Raw genomic sequence first — 26,754 nt, 5'->3', positions numbered from 1 at the left:
ACAAAAAACCCCCATCACTCGTATAGTGATGGGGGTTTTCGTTCGGGATTGCCGCAGACAGGCAGCTTCAGGGGATCGGCGCAATGGTCTGGGGAGCCTGGGTAGCACGGTACCCCTTGACAGCCCTGAGGAGCTGCTTCACCTCTTCGGGCATCTCCTGCCCATCCTTCATCGCTGCCTTCATCTGACCGGCAAGATAGGAATGGTTGATCAGCAGGTCGAGCACTGCCAGCATGAACTCCTGCTTCCACGGGGAGAGTTCGTGCAGATGCTTGAACTTGTGCATGTAAAACTGTTGCGATGCCCGCCCCAGCTCCCGCTCAAGCTCCTGCAGGGTCATGTTCTTCGGCTTGATGACCGGCTCCACCAGATTGTACTTCCGATAGTCCCTGGTCGCCACATAGGGCTCCAGGTCAGGGTAGAGCTCGGAGTACGGCCACGGCGCAATGGCCAGGAAGAACCCCATGTCCGGGTTGTAGTGCTTGGCCAGTTCTACGGTTTCGGCTATGGTTTCCGGCGTATCGTTGGGCATGCCGAGGACAAAAGAGGTCTCAGACACGATATCCGCATTGTTGATTAGATCGATGGCCTGCTTTGACTGCTCGACCTTGGTGTCCTTCTTGAACAGGTCCAGGGTCTCCTGGTTGCCCGCCTCGACGCCGACATAGATATGCTCGACCCCACCCAGGCGGTATTTGTCCATGATATCGGCATCACGAAGGATGTCATCCACCCGTGTCTCCATCAAGAGCTTCACCGGAACCTGCCGCTGTATCATGAGATCGAGGATCCTGTCCCAGCGCTGCCGGTCAAAGGTCGGGATCTCATCGGAGAGCATGGCCACCTCGACGCCAAACCGCTGGCTGAGCATCTCCAGTTCGGCAACGAAATTCTCAGCAGAGCGCGCCCGCCAGGACTGGGACCAGAAGAGTTGCTGGGAACAGAATGAACATTGCTGCTGACAGCCGCGGGATGAGGAGACGATGGCAAGACGTGCGTTTTTCTTGGCCCGGTACGTATAGATGGGCCACTCCACCAGATCCCACGCAGTGGGGAGAGCATCCAGGTCATGGATGTAGGCGCGCTTCGGAGTCACGACAACACCACCATCGCGCCAGAAGGCCAATCCCTCGACCTTGGCCGGGTCGTCTCCGGCATTGAGGCAGGTAAGGAGCTCAGGGAGCGTTACCTCACCCTCACCCCGCACAATGAAATCGATGCCGGCATGATCGGCCAAGAGCATCTCGTCATAGGCAAAGGTCGCATGCACATTCCCCACAACCGTGACAATGGCAGGGTCAATCTCTTTGGCAAAATGGCAGAGTTTGATCGCATCAACGATGGAGGCGGTATAGGCAGTGGTGGCAATGGCATGCGGTCGGAAATCCTCGATCCGCTTCCTGATTTCCGGCCACTTGTGCCAGAGCGACATGGCATCGTAATAATCGACCTCGAAACCTGCTGCCCTGAGAGCACCGGCAATGTAGACAAATCCCACATTCAGCCAGGTGCCGGCAGATTCAACCACACCGGAATGGTACGGAGGGGTTATCAGGGCAATACGCTTGATACTCATCAACTTCTCCTTTATGGTTTGCGGTTCCACCGCCATAAAGCAATTTTTACGCCAGCTTCATGCCCGTATCGGCATAATGCGTATCAGTTTAAAGTATTTATCCTGTTTTGTCTGCATTTTTCAGAAACAATGACAGATCGCGGTAAAACAGGGGCCGCGGCATTACCGGAAGGTCATCAGGTACGCCCAGTAGCCACCGGCGCCAAAGAGCGAGAGCAAGATCACATGCTTGAGGATGAGCATGTTCCGCCGCACCTTCTCGGTGGTTTCACCATAGACATTGTCAACATAGGTAAAGGTCCGGCCAGCTCCGGTGGCAAGGATAACCACCACCGCTCCGATGGAGTTCCAGAAGAAAAAACGTTCGAGATGGTTGAGGATTGGCGCAACGGCCGGGTACTGTGCCTGGAAACCGTCCAGCAGATAGATGGCGATGATGCACGAAAGCCAGTAGCCGGTGGTAAAATCGTGAATGAACCCGTTCAGGACGATCGCTGCCTTTGAAAACTTCACGCCGTTCTCCTTGTATCTGTCGGTCACTGGCCGCCAAGGCTCTTCAGGGCACTTGACGCCTCTGAAACTCCCTGCTCCCCTGCCTTGCGCAGCAAGGTTTTTGCCTTTGCCCTGTCTTTCTTTACCCCGTCGCCGCTTGCGTACATGAGCCCCAGGTTGTACTGGGCCCGGGCATACCCCTTTTCCGCAGAACGGCTGTACCACTCTGCTGCCAGCTTCCTGTCCTGTTTGACACCCTCGCCATTGAAATACATAAGGCCAAGATTGTTCTGTGCCGCCGCATACCCCTGGTCCGCCGCCTTCCGGTACCAACGGGCGGCCTCTGCCAGGTTGCGCGCCGTCCCTTCGCCATTCTGGTAGAGATAGCCCACATTGTACTGGGCCTTGGCCACCCCCTGGCCGGCAGCCTTCAGGTACCAGATAAAGGCAGCCCTGACATCCTTTGCCACCCCCTCGCCATAGTAGCACATGCTGGCAACGCTCACCATGGCAGGGGCGTGCCCTTTCTCGGCAGCCTTCAGATAGAGGCGGAAGGCCTCGGCACGATCCTTGGGTATCCCCTGTCCCATGTAATAGACCGTTGCGAGCCCGTGGAGTTCAGCAGGGGACTTCACCTTGGAGAACTCCCGCTGGGCGCTGCTGTAGCGCCCCTGCTGGTAATACCGCACCCCTTCGTAGACGCCTGCATCGGCAACGCCGGGAGATACCGCCGGAATCGCCGCCAGCAGGCAGGCGAGCAGTCCGGGCAGGCTAGTTGCGGGTCGTATGGGCATTGTGGTCCACCTCTGCATAGATCAATCTGGAAATGTCGCTCAGAACACCGGCAAGTCGGGCGAAATCGTTCCCCCTGGTCATGATGCCGAGGAGATAATGGTTGTTCGGGTAATAGACGATCCCGAACTCATGAAGCTGCTTGACCTCATTGCCGCTCCCCAGCGTCCGCTCGCCATATTTGCTGACCACCGGCACCCCGGCGGGAATTCCGGCAACGATCCCATCCTTGAATTCCACGTGGGCAAGGAGTTCCAGGGCCTTTTCCGACAGCGGCTTGCTGAGATACGAGGCATTATAGAGCACACGCAGCAGAGAAGAGTACGACTTCACCGTCATCAGGTCCTCTTCCTTGTCAGGGTCGTAACTGACGCCAACTTCCGACAGGATCCTGTCCAGGTAGTGGTAATCGATGTTTTCGAAGAGCAGATGCCAGGCATTATTGTCCGAGTAAGCCATCATCCGGAACAACAGGTCATCGACCGTGTAACTTTTTCCCCGTTCTATGGTCACAGACGGTTTGATGTTCTGCATGGCGGTCCAGTCCTCGCCGCCGTCAAAGGTGAACCGGCGGTGCAACAGACCGGGGTCTGTTTCGGCCATCTTCAGATAGCCGATCATGACCGGTATCTTCATCAGGCTTGCCGGGGAAAATTCCGCCTGCTCGTTGATGCCAAACCAGGGGCCGTCATGCAGGTCGCGGAAATAGACCGCAACGTCCTGGACATCCCCCGCAGCGACCTTTTCCCTGATCAGGGCCGCGACTTTCTGCTTCATGGAGCCCAGCGGTCCCGACTGGATATACTCCTGGGCGATTTCGCACTCCAGGAGGGGGTTTGTGTATCGGTACCCGGCCTGACGCAACGTGTGGTGCCGGTGGGATGCCGCTTCGCTTCCCAGGCTCCTGGCAAGGAAAAATCCCGCTGCACCGCCGGCAACAAACAGCAGAAACCCGATAATCCAGAAGCTGCGCTTCATGGCGACCACCACGCCCTGAGGGCTGTCGCGCCGCTACTTGAAATACTCCGCATGGATCGAACTCCCCATGTGTGAGGTAACGAACAGGGATACCAGCGCCATCACGAAACAGAAAACGAAAAACCATGCTGCGCGCGTGCCGCTCAGGCGGAAGAAGCGGCGCATGTGGAGATAGACGCCGAAGATGAGCCAGGTGATGAGCGACCAGGTCTCCACCGGGTCCCACCCCCAGTACCGCCCCCAGGATTTGTAAGCCCAGATGGAGCCTGCCAACATGGCGATTCCCCAGAAGATGAACCCGAATCCGGCAAAACGGTAGGCGTACAGGTCCAGGCTCGCCGGTTCGGGAAGGCGCTCAAGCCAGGGGGCCGATGACCGGGCGCCCTTTTTGAGATAAAACAGGGAAAACGCAAGGGCCACGACCAGTGTTGCCAGGGAAATCTTGTAGAAGGCGATATGGAACACCAGCCAGATGCTGCCGAAGGTCGGCGGCAGCGACCTGATGCCGGGATTGTACATGGTGGAGAGGGCAATCATGAGGAAAACCGCCGGGAAGACAATGATGCTGGCAGGCTTCACCCGTGGATAGACCCGGAGAAAGAACAGGAACAGAGCCATGGTTATCCAGGCATCCGAGGAGAGAACCTCGCTCGGTGCCATATAGGGTCCATGTCCGACGACCTGCCACCAGTAGAGGAGCGCTGCTCCGTGGAGTGCCAACCCGACGAGCGCCGCGCCGTAACTGCCCCGCTCGGCCCGTTTCTTTTCGAAGATCACCCCGACCGTATTGGTGATGGTTCCCACCACGTAGCAGAAAACAGCCAGCCAGGTAAGGAGAACATATGCTGCCGTCTGCCTATCCATTCCGCTCCTCCGCCTCCAGAGAGGCTCGTATCGCCGCAAACTCGTCGGTGTAAAACGTCGCGAACCTGGTGGCCCGCCACCTGATCTCAGACCCTCCGTCAGGGCATGGGCAGACCATTACCTCGCGGGGAGGGGTGAAATAATGGAAGATCCCGCCGAGACAGATCACCAGGAACCCCAGGAAGACGCCCGGCATGCCGGAGAGGTTGACGAAGATCAATCGCGACCAGGGACTGAACCTGATGAGGCGGAACCGGTAGGGACCGATGCTCCCCTCGCCGCCGATCTGCAGCGGCAACTGGCCCACTTCACGGCCCCCCTGATCAACCCTGAGCACCAGCAGCGGATCGACCCGCGCAAAGGATTTTTTCTCAGCATCGACGTAGTATTTGGCCCGCAGCAGGGCATCATTGCCGAGCACATTCCTGAACCTGTTGTAACTGGGGAATTCTGGGGCCTTCTGCCGCTCCAGCATAAGCTGGAAAACCTCCTTTCGGATGCCCGGCCCTTCCACTTCCACGTAGAAGGCATGCCCGAATTCCATCCCCTGGTAGATCCGTATCCCCTGATAGGTGAGGATGGAGTTGATGTGCACGGATCGCACGTCTTCGACATTGTTGCCCGGCAGGAAGGTGAGCGTGGAGGCCACCTCTTTCACCCCATGGTTCGGCCAGAAGCTGTAGGTGACCCGATCGAGACGGATCGGACAGGGCAGCGTGAAGTTGCGGGCCAAAAGCCCCTTTTCTTCATCGGTCCAGGGAGCCGTCGGTTCGTGCGTCTCTGCCTCGCCGAGTTGCAGAACGCCCCGCTGCTGGGTGAGAGCGACCAGCAGGGAGGCGGCAATGACCAGCACCATGCCCAGATGAAAGAGGGAGTTCCCCCAATACCCCCAGGGATGCCGAACCAGGTAGCTGACGCCTGCGTTTTCCCCCACGGGGAGATACCCCTGACTACGGAGCCTCTTCGTTGCCAGATCCCCGGCAAGGGCTGTCCGCAAAATGGCGCCGTCGGCCATCTCCCGCCGGGCAAAGCTCAGCCGCCACGCCTTCATGAACTGTTCCCAGGTAGAAAAGGCCAGAGACATCACGACACCGGCCAGGATGAACGCAAAGCCGGGGTGGGTGTAGATCCGGTGCAACCCCAGGCTGTCGCTCCAGCGGCCGAGCAGCGGGTGGGCAGCCTGCCACGTTTCCATATCCGCCGGGGAGGTCATGAAGGACTGGGGGACGAGTGCCGCAAGGGTGATGGCTGCGAGCGCCAGACAGATGAGGCAAAGGACCGTAATCCTGGAGAGGAAAAATCGCTTGATGGAATTCATGTCATGCGGCAGAAACCCGGCAAGCCCTGCCGGTAGAGAAAAGGGAGTTATGGGTCATCGACCCCACCCGCAGCACCTGCCGTGAAGTCGCTCTGTAGCTCGTGGTAATCATCATCCGCATTGACACCCCACAGGTCGTGCCGCTCTCCGAACAGATTACGCACAGCCAGCTCGGCTGTCAACATGGAATGATCCATGTTGTTGTAGCGGTGCATGCCGTTCCTGCCGACCACCTGCAGGTTCCCGAACCGCTCCAGGTACTCCCTTATTGTCGCGAGCGCGGCATCGAACCCTTCGTCGTAGATGGGATAGGCCTTCGGCATCCGCACCACCACACCTTCCCGGACCAGGCCGCCCTCTGCAATACCGATCCGCTCCAGCTCCCGCGTCGCCAGATCGACCAGTCCGTCGTCGTCCATGCGCCAGAGGTCATCGCCGGCACGACAGAAGTACTCCATCCCCACGCAGGTCAGGGACGGATCGGGAACCATCGCCGGACTCCAGTTCTTATAGTTCTGGACCCGCCCGACCCGCAGGGACGGGTCGTGGATGTAGAGCCAGTTGTCAGGAAACAGCTCGGCCGCATCGACGATGAGCGCCACGGTGAGGAAGTCCCGATACTTGAGCCGCAGCGCAGCAGCAACCACCGCTACCGGCGGTTCGGGCTGAAAGGCGGTGATCAGGTGCCGTAGCGGCATGGTGGAAATCACCGCATCGACCCGTCGCAGGTCTCTTCCCCCTGCCCGTCCAACCTCCAGGGCAGTGATTTTACTGCCATCATGGTGTATCCCCGTCACCCTGCTATCGAGACAAACCGTCCCGCCCTGTGCTCTGATCCTTTCCTCCAGGGCCTCCCACATCTGCCCCGGCCCCAGGCGCGGATAGAGGAATTCTTCCACCAGCGAGCGTATGGTACCCGCGCGCCGCGGCGCAAACATGTTTTGCACCGCGGTCCGAAGCGACAGTCCCCGGATACGCTGGGCAGCCCACTGGGCACCGATGGCCGTGCACGGAACCCCCCAGACCTTCTCGGTATAGGCCCGGAAAAACAGCTCGAACAGGCAGTCGCCGAAGCGATTGGTGACCCAGTCGGCAAAGCTCGTCTCCGGGGTGATCGGCCGAACCTTGCGCCGGAGATAGCTGCCAATGGCCCGCAGGCTGGTGCTTACCCCGAGGTTGCGCAGCACATTGAGGGGCTTGAGCGGATAGTCGTAGAAACGGCCTTCAAAGTAGATCCGCGACAACCGCGGCCGGGTGAGGAGCTCGTCCCCCAGGAGCGACTGCCAGAGGTTGCGGATCAGGGGCTGCTTGGTAAAGAACCGGTGTCCGCCGAGATCGAAGCGGAACCCCTTGTACTCCACCGTCCTGGCGATCCCCCCCACCTGGCCGTCCTGTTCGTAAACGACGGCCGGGACCTCCCTGGCGGTCAGCGCATGGGCGGCAGTCAAACCGGCCGGCCCGGCGCCGATGACCACCACCTCCATTCCTTTGCGCAGTTGCACCTTGTTCATGGCTTCCTTGTGGCACCCCGGCCGGAGCAGCCGTCCAGTAGCAGCAAATGGTTTCCCGGCCTCATGGCTGCCGGCGCCGGAAACGCTTCGCCATGGCCCGACGCAGCCTGACTCGGGCCGTTTCCCAGAGGAACGCCGCCTCGTTGCGGGCGGTAATGGAGATATTATAGGTACAGGTGTAGAAACAGGGGGTCTCTTCCTGGCAGGCCCTGATCTGCCCCCGTTCGCCCTGCAGGGTCTGCCAGAGTTCCGCGATGCTCGTGCTGCGGACATCCCCCACTCCTTCGCGGTCGAGGCAAACCGCGACCTGCCCGTCGGCGTTCAGATCGATATAGAGCCCGGCGGCATCGCAGGAGCCGACCGGCAGCCCGAGCAGATAATCCGCGGCCTGCTCGTAGAAGCCGCTATACTCCCACAACGGCTCCCCGGCGCGACGCAGCCTGGCCAGCTCCCTGAAGATGGCGGCCATCTCCTGCTGCTCCTCCGGCGATGCCTTGTACTGGGCATCGCTGTGGCGGTGGAAGAACCCTTCCCCCTGGTTGACCGGAAAGACCGACAAATAGATCCCCCGCTCCCTGGCAAACGCAAGGAAATCGAAGGTCTCCCGGTAATTGATGCGATTCATGACCAGGTTGACCTTCAGGGGAACATGCAGGCCGGCGGCGATGAGCAGATCCAGGTTCTGCATCGCGGTCGGCAGCAGGTCGCGTCCGCGCAGGCGCGCATAGGTTTCCCGGTCGAGGGAATCGATGCTGACGGCCAGTTGCAGGAGCCCGTGCGCCCTGCTCAACCGCTCTATCCCCTCCGGCGTGAAGAGGGTGCCGTTGGTCGCCGTGGTATAGAGGAAACCGAGCCGGTCCAGCATGGCAAAGATGTCATAGATATCCTCACGGAGAAACGGCTCGCCGCCCGATATTTCCGTCACCAAAAACCCGAAACACTTCAGGTCGGCAAAGATCGGTGCCATCTCCTGCACGGTCAGCATCTCGCCGCCGCGGCGCCAGACCGCACACATCGGGCAGGCCTGGTTGCAGGCGTTCAGGGAATTGAAACTGACGAATGTCGGCTTCAGCCGCCGCATGCGCCAGAAGACCCTGATCAGTTTCAAGATGACGGTGGGACCGGTCAAGATGACAACCTCCTGCTCGCGTCCCCGGTATGGTGCGCGGCATGCGGACAGTACCTGCCCGTTCTATGTTGCGAAACGGCCATGGCCGGCTCTTTCCCCGCACCACCGGACGGCCGGTGCTGTGGCGGGTCGAAAACGCCCTTCAGGAGAGCCATTTCAGCAACCTGATGATCCCCTGGCCGGCAGACTTCCTGTGCGCCGAAACCCCTGTGCGTTGCCGGATCTCCGCTGCATGCTCATGGTAATAGCGATAGGCGTCCCAGAGCATCTCCCCGTTGGTAAAGACAGGTTTCCAACCGAGCAGGTTCTCTGCCTTGGTCGTGTCGAACATGAAACTGGCGGCAATCATCCGGTACTGGTACGGCCCGAGCGGAGAAAGACCGAGCCGGTACGCCAGCTTCATGAGCGGCAGGACTGCCCACCCCGGCAGGCTGGCGACTCGCGCCCCGGTTCCGGCCTTTTCGATGACATGCCGGTATGTTTCCGCCAAGGTGGGGACCGCGGCAGAGCCGACATTGAAGATGCCGCCCCCCCGGTAGGCGAGCGCACGCAGACAGGCGTCGTGCAGATCGGCAGCCGCGATGAACTGGTAGCGGTTACGCCCCCCATCCACCACCCAGACCCGGCGCCCTTCGTCGATAAATTCGAAGAGGATCGCCAACAGCCCCAGGCGGCCGGCACCGACAATGGTCGGACAGCGGAAGATCACCGCATCGAAGGAATCGGCGCAGGCGAGCAGGATCTTTTCCGCCTCCCATTTGGAGCGGCCGTAGATCTCCACCGGTCGCGGCAGCTCCTCTTCGCTGACCGGCCGGCCCAGATCCTCCCCCCAGAGGCAGTTGGACGAGGTAAAGACGACCTTGGGTATCCGGAATTCCTTCGCCATCCCGGCGATGTTCCGCGTCCCTTCCACATTGACCGACCAGAGCAGGTCCTCGTCCTTCACGGCATGGGCAAGGACTGCTGCCAGATGGATGACCGCATCGAACCGGTACGTTTCGGCCAGACGGGCCAGCAGCTCCCGGTCCCGGATGTCGCCCCGCACCCTGGTCAGCAGCGGATGGTCGGAGTTGTCTTCCTCCAGGTCGAGGGATACGCAGCCGATGCCACGCTCCAGCAGGAACGCCTTGAGCGATTCACCATAGAAACCGGCTCCTCCGGTGATGAGGACCGTGCGCTGCTCCGGCGGCACACCCCCTTCTCCCGGAGCCCGGCTCCTTGTGGCTATCCCGGTGAAGCTGTCCGGCACCCTATTTCCCCGGCTGCGGGGTCGCCCCGCTGTTGCGCAACTGGAAGGCCTTGCCGACATAGTTCTGCTGCAGGTACTCCTTCAGAAACGGGACCTCTCCCCCCTTGCCGATGACCAGTGGATAAAGCGGCGCAGTGGCCGCCACCACAGCTGCTGCATAGACGGCCATGATCCGGCGCCGTACTGCCGGTTTCCGGGCAAGGGACGAGACGAAATAGGCCACAGCCATGAAGGCGAAGGGGAGCACGGAAAGGGCCGTATTCGCCCAGATCGGCCTGCGCGTCAGCGCGAGCGGCAGATAGGCGCAGAAAAAGAGTCCGGCCAGGTAGCAGAGCATCCCCTGGCGCTTCCTAATCCCCTGCCAGGCGGTAAAGAAGGCGGCCGGCAGCACCAGCAGCCAAACCAACGGATTGGCTATCGCTAAGAGGATGGTGAGATGCCCTTCCAGGTTGTCGTTCACTCCTGCCGGGCCCTCTGCCGGCAGATTGATGTAGATGTCCTCATAGGTCACGGCAGGACGGGCGAACCACTCGTATGCCCAGTGATCCCGCTTGTCCTCTGCCAGGGGACGGTAGCCGGTATGGTGGGCGGTCTCGCCGTACATGGCCCGCTGCAGGGCCGGCCATTCGCCGGCGTCGTAGCCGCGGCCGAACCAGGGGATGAAGGTGAGGAGATAGATAGTCAGGGGGAGAAGGATCAGGAGCGCACAGGCATGGGCAATGGCAACGGGCCGGTCCCATTGCCCTTCCCCCCGCTCCTGCCGGATGGCCTGGACGATCAGAACGAACGTGACCAACAGGGGGAAGAGGACACTCCACTTGGTGGAGAGGCCGCAGCCGAAACTCGCACCGGCGGCAAAAAGCCACGCGGCCCGGCCGGTCTCCCTGTGCCGCAGGGCAGCGTAAATCCCCAGAAGGGGAAAGAAGGCCAGATAGATATCGCCGATCGCCTGGCGGGAAAAATCGATGGCCAGCGGCTCGACCACCCAGAGCAGGGTGGCGAGCAGCGCCGCGCGCTCATCCATGATCCGCCGCGCCACGAGCCCCACGAGGGGGATGGTGAGGGTGCCGAACAGGATACTCACCCCCTTCAGACCGACAACTCCGGTGCCGAACAGCTTCAGCGCGCCATAGACCAGTATCCCGCACAGGTTCGGGTGATTCCACATGGTCGGCCCCAACTGCCCCGATTCCGTGTAATTGATGGCGGTGAGCGCCACGCCGAAATCATCCACCGACACCGGCTGGGCCTGGAGGAGGAAAACCCGGAGGATGAACCCCGCGACCGTGAGAAGGAAAAGCCCTGCCACGAAGTGCCGCTCTGCTGCGGGCAGGACCGTGGCCTCTGCCGGCCCGCTGGGGCTCGATTTCTCGCTGTTCATTCTGTTGGCGGGAGATCTCATGGCACGTCGCTCAGATCTGCAGGAAATAGTCTCTCAGAAATGGGACTTCTGCCACCTTGCCGATGGCGAGCAGATAGAGGGGGATGGATGCAAGCACCACAAGGGCCAGGTAGAGGGTGAAAATCCTCCTCCGGGCCGGGGTGGTGCTGAGGATGGAGACAAGGAGGTACGCCACCGGCACCAGGGCGAACGGCAGCACCGACAGCGCGGCATTGACGAATATGGGCCGGCTGTGGGTGAACGCCAGGGGGAGATAGGCGGCGAGAAAGAGCGTCACCGCGAAGAGCAGCCCCTCGTTCCTCTCCCCGATCCCCCGTCGGGCCGTGAAGAATACCGCCGGCAGCACCAGTAGCCAGACAAACGGGTTGGAGAGGGCGACCAGGAGGGTTACCCGCTTGTCCGCCATGGCATTCTCTATTGGTGCGGGGTCTTCCTCGTCGACCCGGTTGATCATGGTATCGGTCCAGCTGACCGGTCGGACGAACCAGGCCAGAGCTCGGTGATCCCGCTGCTCCACCTGCCCGAGCCCGCTGTGCAGCTTTGTCTCCTGGTACATGCTCCGCTGCAGCGCCAGCCATTCCGGCATCGAGTAGCCCCTGCCGAACCAGGGGATGAAGGTGAGCAGGTAGACGAGCAGCGGCAGAAGGAGCAGTTGCGCGCTTGCTCCGGCCATGGCGGCAATCCGTGTCGACAGGCTTTCCTGGCGCCTCCAAATGGCATACGCGACAAAGGCAAGCGAAACAACGAGCGGGAAGAGCATGCTCCATTTGGCAGCCAGGCCGAGCCCGAAGAGGATACCCGCGCCGAAGAGCCACCGGGAACGCTCGGTTGCACGGTAACGGCAGATGCACCAGATCCCTGCCAGGGGGAAGAACGACATGTAGATCTCATGCACGGCCTGGCGGGAGAGATCGATGGCAAGCGGATCGAGCGCCCAGAAGAGCGCCGCCAGGAGCGCCACGCGGCTGTCTCCTGCAACCCTTCTGGCAACGAGGCCGACCATCAGGACCGAGAGGGTACCGATGGCGACGCTCGGCCCCTTGAGCCCCAGTACCCCGGTGCCGAACAGCTTCATGCAACCGTAGACCAGGATGTTGCCCAACTCCGGGTGGTTCCACATGATCGGCCCGAGTTGGCCCGATTCCATGTAGTTGATCGCGGTCACCCCCATGGAATAGTCGTCGTAGGATACCGGCTGGGAAGGAAGCAGGAAGACCCGCAGGCCGAGGGCGACAAGGGTTACAACGAGCATCCCGGCAAGGAAGCGTCGATCCGGCAGGTCGGGCGTCGTCAGGAGTCCGGCGCTCATGGCCGCACCCCGTTTCCCGGCATGGTGCCGGGCAGCGCCTCTGTCCGGGCGACGTCCACCCCGATGAGCCGGGCGAACCGGAGCAGCTTTTCCCGTTCAAGCGCCGTGACCCGGTCATTCTCCACTACCTCGCAGAGGACGATGCAATCGGTGACGATCCCTGAGGCGCGCAACTGCTGCAGCAGCAGCTCCGGCTCGGCATTCCTGAAGTAGGTGGCGCTGACATAGACGAGCAGAGGCTCCCCTGGCCCTTTGAAATGCTCAGCGGTGGTGAACCAGCGAGGAAACCCCTGGTGGGTGAGATAGACCTCGGTCGGGGTGATCCGCTTGTTGTTCGCCTGTCGGGCCATTTCCGTCATCTGCTGGAACCCGGTCGGCGAGAGGATGGCGACGATCCCCCGGGCAATGCCGTTGAGCGCGGCGACATAGAGGAAATTGGAGTCGTTGAGCCCTTTCGTCTCCATTTCCGTGGGGATGTGGTAGAGCTTGAGCGGATATGCCCGCGACAGGGGGATGTCGCCGACATTGGAGACATCCAGCCGCTCCCAGGCGTCGGAGATGAAGAGGATGGTTCGCCCCTTCACCCCCATCCCCTTCCAGATGGCATAGGCTTCGCGGGGCGTGGCCACCAGGTAGCGGGCAATTGAGCGGTCGTCGATGCCGCCGACCCGTGCGAAAACCCGCGCATTCCGGCCGTAACGGTCAAGAAGCGTCACGGTCAGCACCAGTGCCAGGACAATGGCAACTGTCGTTATGAGGTGCCGTTGCATGGTTTTCATTGCCGTCGGTTCCAATACCTGCTCACCGGCTCATCCCCTGGTGAGCGGCCGGTCCGCCCGGCAGGGTGCGCTTCGGCGACTTCCCCTTGTCGCGCTCCTCGCCGACAGCCGAGATGGAGGTCAAAAGCCAGCGCCCCTTCTTGTTCTCCAGCGTGTAGACGACGTCATAGACGTAGTTTTTCTGCTCGTTGCTCGTGGCCCCGGTCTTGATGTTCACATGGGCAAAGTCCCAGACCTCCCTGGTGATCGCCTGATAGGTTCCGGCTGCAGGGGAAACGATCTCCTTGAAATCGATCTTCTTCAGCTGCGATACGAGCCGGTTGTTCCCCTCTCCCAGGGCAGCCATGTGGTAGTAGGCCTTCATTGCCACTTCCTGTGAAGCAACCTCTTGGAGGGGAGTCATGTTCATGCTCATGTACCCGCCGATCAGGAGCTGGTTGTAGCGCTCGATGATCTGCTTGACCATGGTATCGGGGATGGTGCCTGCCGCTCCCCCTCCGGTGCGCTCCGCAGCACCCTGCTTCGGTGCAGGAGATTTTTCCGTGCAGCCGGCAAGCGGAAGAGAAAGCAGCAGTGCAATGAGAACGGTCCAGTGAACGGTGCGGATCATTTGAAATACTCCGAATGGATGGTTGAGTTGATGAACGGGGTGACGAACAGGGAAAAAACCGCCAGGAGAAAGCAGAAAACATAGAGCCAGGCTGCCTTGCGACCTGCCCAGCCGTAAAAACGCCGCATATGCAGGTAAAAGCCGAAGACCACCCAGGTCACCAGAGACCAGATCTGCACCGGCTCCCAGCTCCAGAACATGTTCAGCGACTGATAGGCCCAGATGGAGCCGGCCAGCATGCCGATGACCCAGAAGGTGAAGCTGAACCCGGCAAACCGGTAGGCATACAGGTCCATGATGTCAGGTTCGGGAAGATACGAATACCTGCGGGGGCGGCTGCCGGTGGAGATCAGGTAGAACAGGGAAAAGGTCACAGCGATCAGGGTGGCGGCAAAGGAGATCTTGTAGAAGATAATGTGCAGGATCAACCAGAATCCCCGGTAACTTGCCGGGAGATTCTTGATCTCGGGCCGGAAGAAGAGACCGAGGGCCACAAGAAAAAAGGTCGCGGGAAAGACCGCTATGGCTGCCGAGCGGAGACGGGGGTAGAAGCGGGTCGCCAGGAGAAAGAGGGAGAGCATCACCCAGGCGTTGGAAGAGAGGATCTCGAACCGGTCCATGTACGGACCATGACCGACCACGCGCCACCAGACGAGCAGGGCGATACCATGCAGCACAAGGCCCGGAATGGCGCTGTACATCCCGTAGCGCTCCAGGCGGCTGTTGGCGAAGATCACTCCCGATGCGGCGCAGATCGTCGCAATGACATAAAAGGCCACCGCTCCCCAGTGCAGACCGGTGACCAAGGCAAACTGGCTGTTCATGGTTTCGTCTCTCCCCTGCAGCACGACATGATTCGTTCCTCCTCACCACGGTAGAGATCGCGGAACCGGACCGAGCTCCAGTTCACCCTGACCGCGCCATTTGTCTCTCGCAGTACTACCTCGCGCGGGGTCGAGCAATAGACCAGCACCGCGCCGATGAAGATGACAGCAAACCCGCAATAGATCCCGGATACGCCGAACCCTGCAACAGTAAGCAGCTCGGCCTTACTGCGCACATCGTCCAGACGCACCAGGTAAGGGCCGAGCGACCTGCTTTCCCCGCGAAGCAGTTCAATCTCGTTCAAAAGCCGTTCGCCCTCATACAGGCGTAGCACCAACAGCGGGTTCGTCGAGAGCATCCCCTTTTTTTCGGCATCGGCGTAGTACTTGGCCTTCAGGTGCATGTGCCCGTCCGGCAGTGACAGTTGGCCATAGCCGGCCTTGTCTCTGCGCTGAGGCCTGTCAATGGCGAGGACAGCGTCAAACGGCGGGGCGACACCACTGTATAGCTGGAGGAAAAAGACCGTGCCGAACTTCGGGCTCAGGTAGAACATCTGACCGCGGAAATTCTTCCCCTCGAACGCCTTGAGGTCAAGCCTGTCGGACCGGCCCTGTTCGTCACGCAGCACCATGTCGGCAGAAAGCGACCGTAACTGGTCATTGTCCCAGAATGCCGGTGCAAGACGCTCAAGACGGACGGATGCCGGGTAGGACATCCTGCCGGCGAGGAGACCGGCCATCTCGCCGGCAACACTGTCTGAACGCGAGACATCAATCCCTTCGACAATCCTGAGGAGCGTCCTCTGTTCAGTAAGAACGCGCACGAACGAGAACAGGACCACCAGGGTAATGCCCAGATGGAGCAGGAAATTCCCCCAATACCCCCACGGGGCCTTCACATGCCGACTGACACTGCCATTATCCGCCAGCAGCAGATATCCCTCACTCTGAAGACAGGCACGAAACTCATCAGGAGCAACCAGCAGCGTCTGACCGCCGTCACCCAACTCCGGCGGCAATTGTCGGGTAAGTCGATAGCTGCGTCGTCCCTGATCAAAGGTGGAACAGGCCAGTGAAACGAGAAACAATCCCCCGAGCAGGGAAAACCAGATCGAGGTTTGCAGAGCATTCAATCCGAGAAGATGAATCAGTCGCGCAATGGCCGGGAATTGGGTATACCAGAGCGGCTGTTCGCTCGGCATACTCCCCGGCCGCGGTAGAAAATTGGACAGTAGCAGTGACGCAATGAGGAGAACAAAAACGACGGTAATGAATTTTCTGTTGGTGACGAACCGTTTCAACCACATGACAGATCAGTCTCGCAGTGAGCGGTTGATGCAAAGAGCTGTGGTGCACACGCTCGCAGATTTCCACACAGGATCAACAGTGCAGCATTCCCGGTGCAGGTAAAGAATTGCAGCCACTCCCGCTCCTCTGATCCAACGCCGTTCATGTACCCGGATTGGTAAAAACGACTGCATTATCGCACAAATTCGCGTGTTCAGAATGTACCATAGACCCTTGCCGATATCCAAAAAAAAACCGGGGGCAGAGCCCCCGGCAAAGTTATCTCACCAGCATGCGCTACCAGCTCTGGGTACCGCCGGTATGCTCGCCGCCACTGCAGCTGAAGGAGCTTATGGAACCACCCTGGGCCGGCATCTTGGTAATGGTGTTGGTGCCCGAGTAACCACCGTTACCGTTGGCCTTGTAGCGAGCCGGTGCGTTGGTGGTGATGAGGAGTCGCCCGATCTTGCCGCCGTGCGGCACCCGGATGTGACAGTTGACGCACGCCATGTTGAAGCTGCGGTGCGAAGTACGCTTCGTCGCACTGCTGGAGTGGAAGGTGTTGGTGTTCAGGATCGGATGGCAATTCAGACAGAAGAGGCCATTTGTCGTGCCTACATTTCGGTTGTATGCCTGAGTCCCCCCTACCGTAGCATCGAGAGTAAAGTAGTTTGTCGTGGTCGTGTTGCTGGTGCCGTTTAAGGATGCCTGAGTATACGGCCAGGCGCGGTTGGGGCCAGTCAGCATCCACTTGACGCTGGAGCCGTGCGGCCCCTTGGAGGCGGTGGAATCGGTGGCATGGCAATCGGAACAGGTCATGACGCTGCCGGGGGTCCAGCCGCCGGTAAGCTTTGCAGCGGTCAACTGTGTGCCGGCCGACAATGCCGTCCCGATCGGGTGACGCGAGACGTTGTTCGGGTTGATCTCCAGTGCCAGGTCGGTCCAGGCGGCAGCGGTGGTCCCGCCCCACGCAGCATAGTTGGCGTTGGCCGAGGAGTGGCACTTGAGGCAGATCTGCCATTCGGCGGTCGCTGCCGGCAGCGCGGTCGTGGTCGTCTGGCCCCAGGTGGTGACGCCGGTCCAGTTGGCAGCCCAAGTGGTGACGGTCACCCCCTTGGCTCCGGTGAGGACGCCGGCCAGGGCGGCGTTCCCCTGGGTATGGTTGCCAGTCTTTGCCTGGTGCGCATCGTGGCAGTCGCTGCACTCCACGTGCTTGGTGGCGGCAATGTCGGCGCGGGTCTCGGTATCCTTGTGCAGACCCTTGTAGCCGGTCACGTTATGCTCGTAGGTCTTCTGGAAGGTGGTGAAGGTGTCCTCGGCCGCAGCGGTCATGGTCTGGGTACCAAAATAGTCCCTGCTTGCCGTGGTCTTGGCCGGACCGCCGCCGGGGGTGGTATCGCTGGTCTTGCTGTGGCAGCGGAAACAGAAGTCGGCGCCGAGCGTCTCGGTCGGGGTCGTGATCCCCAGGGCACTGAGGATGCTCCGCTGGGCGCTGTAGTGGGTGCCGAACTTGGTGGTGGAGGTCTGCTTGTCCTTGACCTGCTCGTCGGTGTGGCACTTGGAGCAGTTAGCGGTAAAGGTGCTGGTACCGAAGCTGGATGCCACGCCATAGTTATGGGCTGACGCGCTGAAGACAGCCCCGGTGATGGCCGGTGTCGTCGTGGTCCCGCCGGTTTTCTGCGCCGTGCTCTTGGTCATGCTGGTGCTGTGGCAGGAGATGCAGATGCCGTTGGGGGCCGTTGCCGAGAAATCGGTTGCGGCCGTTGTCGAACCGGCCACTGCAATGCCGGAGCGGAGGTTGCTCGCCTGGTTGCTGTTGAAGTAGTTATGATCGGTGTGGCAGCTGACGCAGGCCAGAACCGTGGTGCTGGTCGGATAGGTTCCGGTGTTTGGAGCCTGATCGGGAGCGGCGTCGTCGAGCACGTGGTGGTAGGAGGTGGTGGTGCTGTTCATGGCGCTGTAGGTGCCGTGGCAACCGTAGCAGGCCTGACCGCCACTGGAGATGCCGCCGTCGAGCACACCGTTGATATGCTTGGTTATGTCATTGAAATACGGGGCGGTGTTGTTGACATGACTGTGGCAGCTATTGCACTGGTTTGCAGCAACCCCGTTATGGCCGCCGGTGTTGGGCGGATTGCCGTGGCACTTGCCGCAGTCGGCAGCCGTGCCGGTCAGGATGGTTGCGGTCCAGGTCGGGATCACCTTGGTCGCCGTGCTGCCGTCAGCCAGGGATGTGCCATGGCAGTAGGAGGCGGTGCAGGTGTCGGTGCTGCTGTTATACGCAGGGGTAACTCCTTTGGCTGTTGCCAGAGCACCGCTCATCGGCACTTCGGCCGGAAGGGCAGTATCGACGTGTCCAGCCGAGCTGGAAAGAGCAGGAACCGCGTGGCACTGTTCGCAAGTGATGTCGCTGGAGTAGTTGTGCGTCGATGCCAGGTGGCTGACATGGATCGTAGATGCTGCGGTGTTGGAGGTGCCATTGGTGATCTTGAAGGAGCCGGCTGTTGCTGTCGACGCAGACCCGTGGCATTTTTCACACTCAGGGGCTGCAGTGTTGGCACCCCAGGCAGGTGAGGTGGTGCCGTGGCAGTAGCTGCTGGCGCAACTGCCGCCACTAGCGTTGTAGGTGTAGGTGAAACTGCCGGTCTTGGTTGTATTGGCAGAGATGTCATAGACCTTGTTCACGTGCTTGGTGACGTCGGTGATGGTGGTGCCGGTACTGGTGGTGGCAAAGTGGCAGACATCGCAGGTGAAGCCGGATGCGGTGTGCCCGGCATGGCTGTTGGCCTTGGGAGTGCCGCTGGTGTAAGTCGGGCCGGTGCTGGTGCCACCAGTGTGGCACATGGTGCAACTGGCTGTGCTGCTCCAAGTGGGAGCCGTGACGGGCTGGTCGATCGGTCTGGTGTCGCCGGTCTGGGTGGTGCCGCCGGTCCCTTCGCTGTGGCAGTAGGTGGTCTGGCAAGAGGTAGCGCCGGTGTTGAAACTGTCATAGGCAATATCGAATGCCTTGTTGACGTGCAGGGCAGTACTGGTAACGCCCGGTGCCGTGGTGGAATTTGCCGTCGCACTGACAACGCTGCTGTGGCACTTGACGCAGGCATAGGTGTACTGGCCGGCTGCCTGACCGACGTGACGGGCATGGGCGGCAGAGGCAGGGAGACTGGCTGCGGTGACGCCGTGGCAGGTGCCGCAGTTCCCGTCGCTGGCAGTGCCCCAGGTGAGGTTGCTGACGTATGTTGCCCCACTGGCAAGGCCGTTTGAGTGGCAGTAGATGTTGGAGCAGTCGCCAAAACTGGTGCTGGGAGCCACTGTACCGGTTGCGCCACTGGCGGCGCTACGGTAGGTGGCGCTGGCCCCGATCAGGTTGGAGCTGGTGGAGAGACGCCACTGGACGCTGCCATTGACGTGACCATCACTCCCGGCTGTGACCCGCGGGTGGCACTTGGTGCAGGAGAAGCCGTAATTGCCCGCACTGTTGCTGGCATGAACAGTGTGGCTCCCGGTTCCCGGAGCCTGCGTGTTGCTGGCACCGTGGCAGGTGCCGCAGTTTGCCTGGCTTGCGCCGCCTGCCCAACGCGGGTTGGTGCTGCCGTTGCTACCCTGCCAATTGCCGTGGCAGTAGACATTGCAGGAGTTATTGGTGTTGTTGGCAGTGGTCCGGACGATGGTGGTGCCGCCAATGCTGGCAACTGCGGATGAACCGCCAGTGGGGGCGTTGCCGCTGAAGGTGCCGAAGGCTGCACTGCCGGAGAATCCTGGCCAGTTGCCAGTATTCATGGCAAAGTCGATCTGGATGCTCGTGCTCGGGTGGGCCACGCCGTTACTGTAATTGTTATGGCAGGTGGCGCAGAGCATGCCAAGGGCATCATGGGCGGCATGGGCACCGGCATTGGTCGGGCTGGCACCAAGCGCCAGAGTCGCAGGGGAAGCAAGACCGGACGGGCCACCCAGGGTGGTGGCGATGGGCGGATAGCCATGACAGGTATTGCACCCCGCCTTGAATCCTTTTTCGTGAACGTGACAGGCAGTACAGTCCTTCCGGTTGTTGGCATGGGCCGGGTTGTTCTTCAGGGCGATTTTGCTGGCGCTGTACTGGTGATACTTTGTCTGGTGATGGCAGACTTCACAGACATTGGTTGAGCCTTCCAGGGCATAGGTCCGCTCGTCGTTGCCGAAGACCCCCTGAATATTGTTGTTCGAAGCGGTCATGCGGGTGAAGATAACAGTGCGGATGCCGGTCGGAGTGTTGATCTGGTTGGCGATCCGCTTGACGTTGCTGGTCGTGGCGGAGTGGCACCAGGAGCAGTTGCGGTTCAGGCCCCAGGTGCCGTAGGTGGTGCTGGTGTTATCGCTGTTGTGCATGAGCGGAGAGATCAGCCCGCTCCCCACGGTGGTAGTGGCGACAACCGCAGGAGGCGCCGCATGTCCGCTGGCCGAGGCATTGACCGTGGAGCTGGTGCTGTTACCGGAAGCTGCTGCTGCAGAAGCGGTAGCAGTGAAAGTCGAAGTACCGCTGGCGCCAGGAGAGAGGTTCAGGGAACCCTGGCTGAGACCAGTGATGGTGAAGTTGCCGGTCGGATTGCTGTCGGACTTGGAGAGGGTGAAGGTCGTTGCCGTGCAGGCAGCCGAATCATTGTTGGTGAGCGTTACCGTGTAGAGGGTGCCGCTACCGGGAGAAACTGTCGACGAGGTCGGGGTCACACTCAGGGTCGGGGTGGCGGCAGTACAGACCGCTGCCGCATTGACCGTGAAGATGCCGATGCCTGTCCCTGTCCCGGTATCAGAATTGGTGACCGTCACATTGCGGGCGCCGGTCGTTGCATCAGCGGCAACAGTCACCGGGACGGTAATGGTCGTGGCATTCACCACCGTGGCACTTCCCGTTGTAATGCCGGTCCCACTGAACGTGACTGCTGCTCCGCTCTGGAATCCGGTGCCGGTAAGGGTTACCGTAGTCGGCCCGGTTCCCTGCGTCATGGCGTTAGGAGAAGCAGAAGTAACCGTAGGATTCACGATCGCCGCATTGACCGTGAAATCCCCGGTGCCGATGCCCGGTGTGCCACCGTCAGGGTTGGTCACCGTGATGTCACGGGCACCGCTTGTTGCATTTGATGCAATGGAAATGCTTTGGGTCAACTGGGTAGCACTCACAAAGGTAGCGGCACCGTTCAGGGTGATCCCCGTTCCGCTGAAGGCTACCGTTGCACCGCTCTGGAAACCGGTCCCGTTGACGGTAACCGTCAGGTTGGTAGCTCCCTGGGTGCCGCTGTTCGGGCTGGCAGTGGTGACCGTCGGAGCAGCATTGACGGTGAAATCTCCGGTACCTGTTCCGCTCTGCGCATCAGGATTGGTGACAGTGACGTCGCGTGCGCCGATTGTTGCATTGGAGGCGACCGAGATGTTCTGGGTCAATTGTGTGGCGTTTACAAACGTGGCAGTGCCGTTCAGGGTAATCCCCGTCCCACTGAAGGCCACCGTAGCGCCGCTCTGGAAGTTTGTGCCGTTGATGGTGATGGTCTGGCTGGTCGCCCCCTGCCCTCTGCTGCTCGGGCTGGCCGACGTTACTGTTGGCGCTGCAGCTGGTGGGGTGTAAGTGACCGTTACGGTGATGTAGTCGATTTCAAAGGTACCGGATGCGGTCGTGTTGCTGTCCCGCAACATGACGCCAAACGTGGATGCAGTGATGTCGGAAACGGCCCAGGTCTGCCCCCAGAGATCGGAGGTACTCCCTTGGGTGTTGTTCGCATAGGATGATGAAATCGTGAACGTCTTGGAACCAAGGGCGGTTGTGCCGTTCTTGGTAAGCGCGACGTTCATCGACTGGCTTCCCTGGGAGTTTCTGCCCCGGACATTGACCGTTATCCCGTTGATGGTCGATCCCGTGGGGATGTCGGTCGTCGTAAAGCCGTAGTTGGTCAGTCTCAGGTATGACTGAGCCGTCCCGCTGTATGTCGCGTAAGTGCCACTGGTGCTCCCCTGGGCAGAGGTGAGGTTGCTCCATCCGGAGCCACTTTGGGTCGCGGTTCCCCCGTATTTCGTGGCAGTGGTGGCAGCCTTGAGTTCCAGAGGCTTGTACCACCCTTCATACATGAACACTGAAAGGGCAAACGTGAAGAGCAGGGTCAATGCCACTTTCGTCCATAGATTCATGCCACAAACTTTCCTTGCTATAACCTTTCCCATGGTGACCTCACCTTATTGAATTGTATGTAATCGTAACCCCGGCAGGTTTGCCCCTCCCGAAGCACGGGAGGGGCAACATTTCATCCTATCAGAGCTTGCTGTGGCAAGCCTCGCAGCTGAGGCTTCCGGCATTCCAATTCACCGGCTTGCCCATGTGGCAGGCAATGTTGGAACAGGTGCCGGCATTCCACATGGTGTTGCTCAACTGCACCTTGGCAGTGTCGTACGCAGCCGCGCCGTTCTTGTAGTTGCCGGCGTTTCGGTTCCAGTACCCGCCGGCAGCGGTGTAATCGGCGAACGATCCGGGCCGGAGTTGGGCCTTGGAGACGACATTGACCGGGGCAAAGGATATCTCGACGGTGCCGTTGACGTGGCGGCCAAGGTTGGTGATTCTGGCGACTCCCGTGGCATCGGCCTCGGTGTGGCAGCTGCTGCACTGACTGTTCAGCTTGTTGCGCGAGAAGCTGGTGGTGTCGTAATGGCAGATGTTACAGCTGATGGTCGTCGCCTGCGTTGCAATGCCGTGCGCGGACGGCTGGCCAGCGGTGCCGGTGAAGGTGAGCTTGCCGCTGGTGCCATTGAAGATGTCATCGGAATGGATGCCAACGGCGTGCGCAGCATGGGCTCCCGATGCCGGGGCGTTGCCGTGGCAGCGCGCACAGCGGTCGGCGCCGTAGGTGGCGTTCCAAGCCAGGGTGGTGATGTAGTTCCCCTTGCCGTCGCTGTGGCAGTAGACATTGGCACAGGTACCGGTGTTGCCGCCGACGGCCGAGATCGATGCTGTGGAGTTCTTTGTCCTAAGCGTGCCGGCGCCGGTAACGCTGTTCAACTGCACCTCAATGATACCGTTTCCGTGGAGGTTCGGATCGACCGGATGGCAGTTGGCGCAGCCAAGCCCATAATTGGTCCAGGTCGTTGTCGTGGTCGGATCGGAACCGGTCGATTTGTTGGCCGTGTACTGGTAGAACGGAATCGTCGCAAGGGCAATGCTCCCCATGTGGCGCGCATGGGCGCCACCGAGAGTCGGGTGGCAAGAAGTACAGTTCATGGCCCCGCCCCAGGTGGCGTTCTGGTATGAGCCTTTACCGTTGGAGTGACAGAAGATGTTGGAGCAAACCTTTGAAGCAGAGGTATAAGTTGCCTTCCATGCAGAGCTGATACCGGCAAACCGCACGTCGGTGCCGTTGACGTTGTAGCTGCCGTTGATGTGCGTGGTGGTAGCGGCCTTGAGTGCAGTCGGGCTCGCAGCCGTATTGCTATGGCACGTTGCGCAGCTGACACCTTCCGTCACGATATGTTTCGGATGGCTAAGGCTGGTATTGGCATGGCAGGCATTGCAGGCCAGCGGCGCTGCCGCGGCGGTCCACGACGGTGTGACGACCGTGGTCCCTTTGCCGTCGCTGTGGCAGTAGATGCCGGAGCAGCTGCCGGTCGCGCTGTTGAAGTTCGCCTGGCGGCCGGCGCGCAGGCCGGAGTAGTCGCGGAATTTGTTGACGTGCTGGCGCTTGTCGGCGAGCGTCAGGTTGCCGCTGACGGTCTTGGCGTGGCAGTCGACGCAGCCGAAGTTGGTGCCGAGGTAGCCGGCATTGTTGACGTGGCTGTTGTGACGCCCGGACAGGGTGTCGCTGCTGGCGTTGCCGTGACAGCCGGCGCACTGGGTCCCGAGCGAGCCTTCCCCGCTTGCCCAGGTGACAGCAGTCGCACCCGCTCCGCCGCGGCCGTTAGAGTGGCAGTAGGTGTTGTTGCAGCTGGTGCTGCCGCCGGCGGTCCAGGTGAAGGTGCCGCTGTCGGTGCCGGCGGTGGCGGCGCCGTAGTTGTAGCTCGGCTTTTTGCCGGCGCTGGTGTAGCCGAAGTAGACCTGGGCGACACCATAGCTAGTCGGGTAGGTGAGATCGGCATGGGCGGCCGGCGTGGCGTGGCAGCTGGCACAGGCGAACTGGTAGGCGCTGCTGCTGCCGTAGTTGCCGGGGGCCTGGGCGTAGGTGCTGTAGGTGTTGGTTTCGTAGTGCTGCTTGTGGGCGCCTTTCTTGGTGGCGGAGGAGAAGCTGGTAAAGGAGGCGCCGTGGCAAGCGTTGCAGGCCAGGGCGCTGCCGCCCCACTGCGGGTTGCCGGAGCCGTGGCATTTGGTGTTGTTGCAGGTCTGGCTGGCAGCCGTGTAGCTGCCACTGACCTTGGCGGAGAAGATGACGTCGCGGGTGCCGTCGAGGTGCTGGGTGGTGTAGTTCTTGAGTTTGTTGGCGACGGCGGCGTCGACGGTGTGATCGTGGCAGGCGGCGCACTGGGTGGTGTTGGTGAGGCCGGCCCCGGAGACGTGTTTGTCGTGGTTGTTGGCGGTGGTGCTGCCGATGCCGCCGTTTACGTAGTTGGGCTCGCCGAGGCTGGAGGTGAAGGCACCGGGGCCGTAGCCATGGCAGCTCTTGCAGGTGACGGTGCCGCTGCCGGTCCAGAGTTTGCTGCCGGTCATGTTCCGGAAGGTGGGTGCTTTGGCACCGGAGCTGTGGCAGTAGACGTTGGCGCATTGGGCAGTGGCGATGATTTTGCCGGCGCGCGCGCCGGAGTAGTCTTTGAGGGTGTTGACGTGCAGTGCCGGACCGGTGATGGTGGTGTTGTTGGCGAAGGTGTTGATGGTTTTGACGTGACAGGCGGCGCACTGGAAGCCGGTGCCGGTGCCGAGGATGGAGCCGGCTGCGCTCGGGTCGACGTGGATGCGGTGTTTGTTGGTGTTGATGACGTTGCTATGGGCGGCGTCGCCTCCGTGGCAGCCGCGGCAGTCGAGCTGACCGCCCCACTGGGCGGTGACGAGGGCTGCACCGCTGGCGCCGTTTGAGTGACAGTAGGTGTTGGAGCATTGCTTGCTGGCGTTGTAGGTGCCGGTGGCGCCGCCGAAGGTGGCGAAGTCGACGTTTTCGATGCGGTTCAGGTGGCTGCCGTTGTTGATGAGGGTGGTGGAGCCGCTGACAGTGGTGGTGTGGCAGCTGTCGCAGGCGAGCCCTTTGCCCTGGACGTGGATGAGGTGGCTGTTGGCGGTGGTGCTGCCGGCGGCGCCGGATACGTAGGTGGGATAGGAGGCACCGCTGCCGCCATGGCAGCCGTCGCAGCCGATGGCGGCTGCGTTCCAGGCAATGGTTTTGTAGCTGGGGGTGGTCCCGCTGATGTTGCCGTTACTGTGGCAGTAGACGTTAGAGCAGCTGCCGACGGCGCTGCCGGGGGCTTTTACGGCGCCGGCGGTGCCGGTGGTGCTGCTGCCGTTGTAGGTGGGGTTGTCGGTGTTGAGGTTGTAGAGGTTATCGAATTTGACGTTGACGTTTTTGTCGACGTGGTTGGCGACGGTGCTGATGCTGGTGCCGTTGGTGGTGGTGGCGGCGTGGCATTCCTGGCAGGCGATGGCGCGGCCGACGTTGCCGGTGTTGTTGATGTGCTGAGTATGGACTCCGCTGCTCATGGCGTTGGCGCCGGCACTGATATCGTAGCCGTGGCAGCTCTGGCAGGTGACGCTGCCACCCCAGGTGGCGGTGGTTTTGGCGGTGAAGGTGCCGCTGGCTTTGGTGCCATCGCTGTGGCAGTAGAGGTTGCTGCAGCTGCCGAAGGCATTGGTCTGACTCGGCAGGTAGTCGTTGACGGCGCCGCTGTAGCTGCCGCCGGCGATGTTGGCCGGGTCTTTGACGGTGACGATGAGGCCGCGGTTGCCGGCGCTGGTGGCGTGGGCGAATTTGCTCCCTTCGGCGAGGTGGTCGATGTGGCACTTGACGCAGTTGGCGGCGCCGCTGTAGTAGCTGTCGTGCTTGCCGTGGCTGCCGGCGGCACCACCGCTGAAGCTGGGTGAGGTCCCGGCCGGTGGCATGCCGTGGCACTGGTCGCAGTCGTTGACCGTGCTGCTGGTGTAGCTGTAGAGGGTACCGCCCCAAGTCGGGGTGGTGGCTTCAAAGTGACAGTTGACGTTGGTGCAGCTCCCCAGTGTCGGTACCGAGGTCTGGTTCTTGAACGTGTAGGTGCCGGCGTCGGTCAGTCCGGCTGAGGTGTAGGTGGCTCCCGCCTTCGGCGAACCATTGATGGTCTTCTTGAAAGAGATCTGCCCATTCATGTGACTCGTGGTGTAGCCCGAGGCATTATGGCAGACGGCGCAGTTTTCTATCACCGCACCTGCCGGCTGGTGCGTCTGGTGACTCCCGACGAAGCCTCCCGTGTTCGGATCACGACTCGTTGCATCGATTGGCGGCATACTGTGACACGAACTGCAAGTCAGGGGAAACTGCGGTGCCGCAAACGCCACACCGGTCCACAATAGTGCAGATAACAGTGAGATAAACCAGGTCAATCCTGGTTGTTTGCCGTATCCCACCTTGAAATCTCTTTCCATTGTCTGCTCCTTATCAATCACTGAACACAGGGGTAATGCAATAGCCAGCGTGCCTCAAAATTGAGTTATTGTACAGCTCTTGACTGAACAATGT

At 60.9% G+C, this 26,754-nt stretch carries 17 protein-coding genes; all 17 read right to left on the bottom strand.

The window, feature by feature from the left end; all coding sequences use genetic code 11:
* Positions 1 to 67: 67 nt before the first annotated feature.
* The 17 genes from GJT30_13050 to GJT30_12970 all read right to left on the bottom strand — a co-directional run bounded on the left by GJT30_13050 (position 68) and on the right by GJT30_12970 (position 26,660).
* Positions 68 to 1,579, bottom strand: coding sequence for a radical SAM protein (locus GJT30_13050; GenBank protein MSM40536.1), 1,512 nt, complete (start codon positions 1,577 to 1,579; stop codon positions 68 to 70).
* A 159-nt stretch (positions 1,580 to 1,738) separates the two neighbouring features.
* Positions 1,739 to 2,089: a hypothetical protein gene (locus GJT30_13045; GenBank protein ID MSM40535.1), complete on the bottom strand. Its 351-nt coding sequence runs from the start codon at positions 2,087 to 2,089 to the stop codon at positions 1,739 to 1,741.
* A 23-nt stretch (positions 2,090 to 2,112) separates the two neighbouring features.
* Complete coding sequence (locus GJT30_13040; GenBank protein MSM40534.1) at positions 2,113 to 2,880, bottom strand: sel1 repeat family protein; 768 nt, start codon at positions 2,878 to 2,880, stop codon at positions 2,113 to 2,115.
* Complete coding sequence (locus GJT30_13035; protein MSM40533.1) at positions 2,840 to 3,838, bottom strand: hypothetical protein; 999 nt, start codon at positions 3,836 to 3,838, stop codon at positions 2,840 to 2,842. Before GJT30_13035 ends, GJT30_13040 begins: the two co-directional genes overlap by 41 nt.
* A 33-nt stretch (positions 3,839 to 3,871) precedes the next feature.
* A complete protein-coding gene (locus GJT30_13030) occupies positions 3,872 to 4,702 on the bottom strand; it encodes a cytochrome C biogenesis protein ResC (GenBank protein MSM40532.1) in 831 nt (276 codons plus the stop codon).
* Positions 4,695 to 6,020, bottom strand: a complete 1,326-nt coding sequence (locus tag GJT30_13025) for a ResB-like family cytochrome C biogenesis protein (protein ID MSM40531.1) — start codon at positions 6,018 to 6,020, stop codon at positions 4,695 to 4,697. Before GJT30_13025 ends, GJT30_13030 begins: the two co-directional genes overlap by 8 nt.
* A gap of 47 nt (positions 6,021 to 6,067) precedes the next feature.
* Positions 6,068 to 7,504 carry an NAD(P)-binding protein gene (locus GJT30_13020; GenBank protein MSM40530.1) on the bottom strand — a complete coding sequence of 479 codons (1,437 nt, stop codon included), beginning with the start codon at positions 7,502 to 7,504 and terminating at the stop codon, positions 6,068 to 6,070.
* Positions 7,505 to 7,592: 88 nt separating this feature from the next.
* Positions 7,593 to 8,660, bottom strand: coding sequence for a radical SAM protein (locus GJT30_13015; protein ID MSM40529.1), 1,068 nt, complete (start codon positions 8,658 to 8,660; stop codon positions 7,593 to 7,595).
* Between the two features lie 142 nt (positions 8,661 to 8,802).
* Positions 8,803 to 9,969 (bottom strand): NAD-dependent epimerase/dehydratase family protein, encoded by a 1,167-nt coding sequence (locus tag GJT30_13010; protein ID MSM40528.1) that lies wholly within the window; start codon positions 9,967 to 9,969, stop codon positions 8,803 to 8,805.
* Entirely contained in the window at positions 9,911 to 11,311 is a 1,401-nt protein-coding gene (locus tag GJT30_13005) for a phospholipid carrier-dependent glycosyltransferase (GenBank protein ID MSM40527.1), read from the bottom strand. The genes GJT30_13010 and GJT30_13005 overlap by 59 nt, the downstream gene beginning before the upstream one ends.
* A gap of 10 nt (positions 11,312 to 11,321) precedes the next feature.
* On the bottom strand, positions 11,322 to 12,620 hold the full coding sequence (locus GJT30_13000; GenBank protein MSM40526.1) for a phospholipid carrier-dependent glycosyltransferase: 1,299 nt from the start codon (positions 12,618 to 12,620) through the stop codon (positions 11,322 to 11,324).
* On the bottom strand, positions 12,617 to 13,399 hold the full coding sequence (locus tag GJT30_12995) for a hypothetical protein (protein MSM40525.1): 783 nt from the start codon (positions 13,397 to 13,399) through the stop codon (positions 12,617 to 12,619). The genes GJT30_13000 and GJT30_12995 overlap by 4 nt, the downstream gene beginning before the upstream one ends.
* Before the next feature lie 22 nt (positions 13,400 to 13,421).
* On the bottom strand, positions 13,422 to 14,009 hold the full coding sequence (locus GJT30_12990; GenBank protein ID MSM40524.1) for a hypothetical protein: 588 nt from the start codon (positions 14,007 to 14,009) through the stop codon (positions 13,422 to 13,424).
* Entirely contained in the window at positions 14,006 to 14,833 is an 828-nt protein-coding gene (locus GJT30_12985; protein MSM40523.1) for a cytochrome C biogenesis protein ResC, read from the bottom strand. The genes GJT30_12990 and GJT30_12985 overlap by 4 nt, the downstream gene beginning before the upstream one ends.
* Positions 14,830 to 16,140, bottom strand: coding sequence for a hypothetical protein (locus tag GJT30_12980; GenBank protein ID MSM40522.1), 1,311 nt, complete (start codon positions 16,138 to 16,140; stop codon positions 14,830 to 14,832). Before GJT30_12980 ends, GJT30_12985 begins: the two co-directional genes overlap by 4 nt.
* Before the next feature lie 277 nt (positions 16,141 to 16,417).
* Positions 16,418 to 22,303 (bottom strand): CxxxxCH/CxxCH domain-containing protein, encoded by a 5,886-nt coding sequence (locus GJT30_12975; GenBank protein MSM40521.1) that lies wholly within the window; start codon positions 22,301 to 22,303, stop codon positions 16,418 to 16,420.
* 88 nt (positions 22,304 to 22,391) lie between these two features.
* On the bottom strand, positions 22,392 to 26,660 hold the full coding sequence (locus GJT30_12970) for a CxxxxCH/CxxCH domain-containing protein (GenBank protein ID MSM40520.1): 4,269 nt from the start codon (positions 26,658 to 26,660) through the stop codon (positions 22,392 to 22,394).
* Positions 26,661 to 26,754: the final 94 nt, after the last annotated feature.

The sequence above is a fragment of the Geobacter sp. genome (assembly GCA_009684525.1).
Lineage (GTDB): Bacteria > Desulfobacterota > Desulfuromonadia > Geobacterales > DSM-12255 > Geoanaerobacter.
This window is presented reverse-complemented; position numbering and strand designations above follow the sequence as displayed.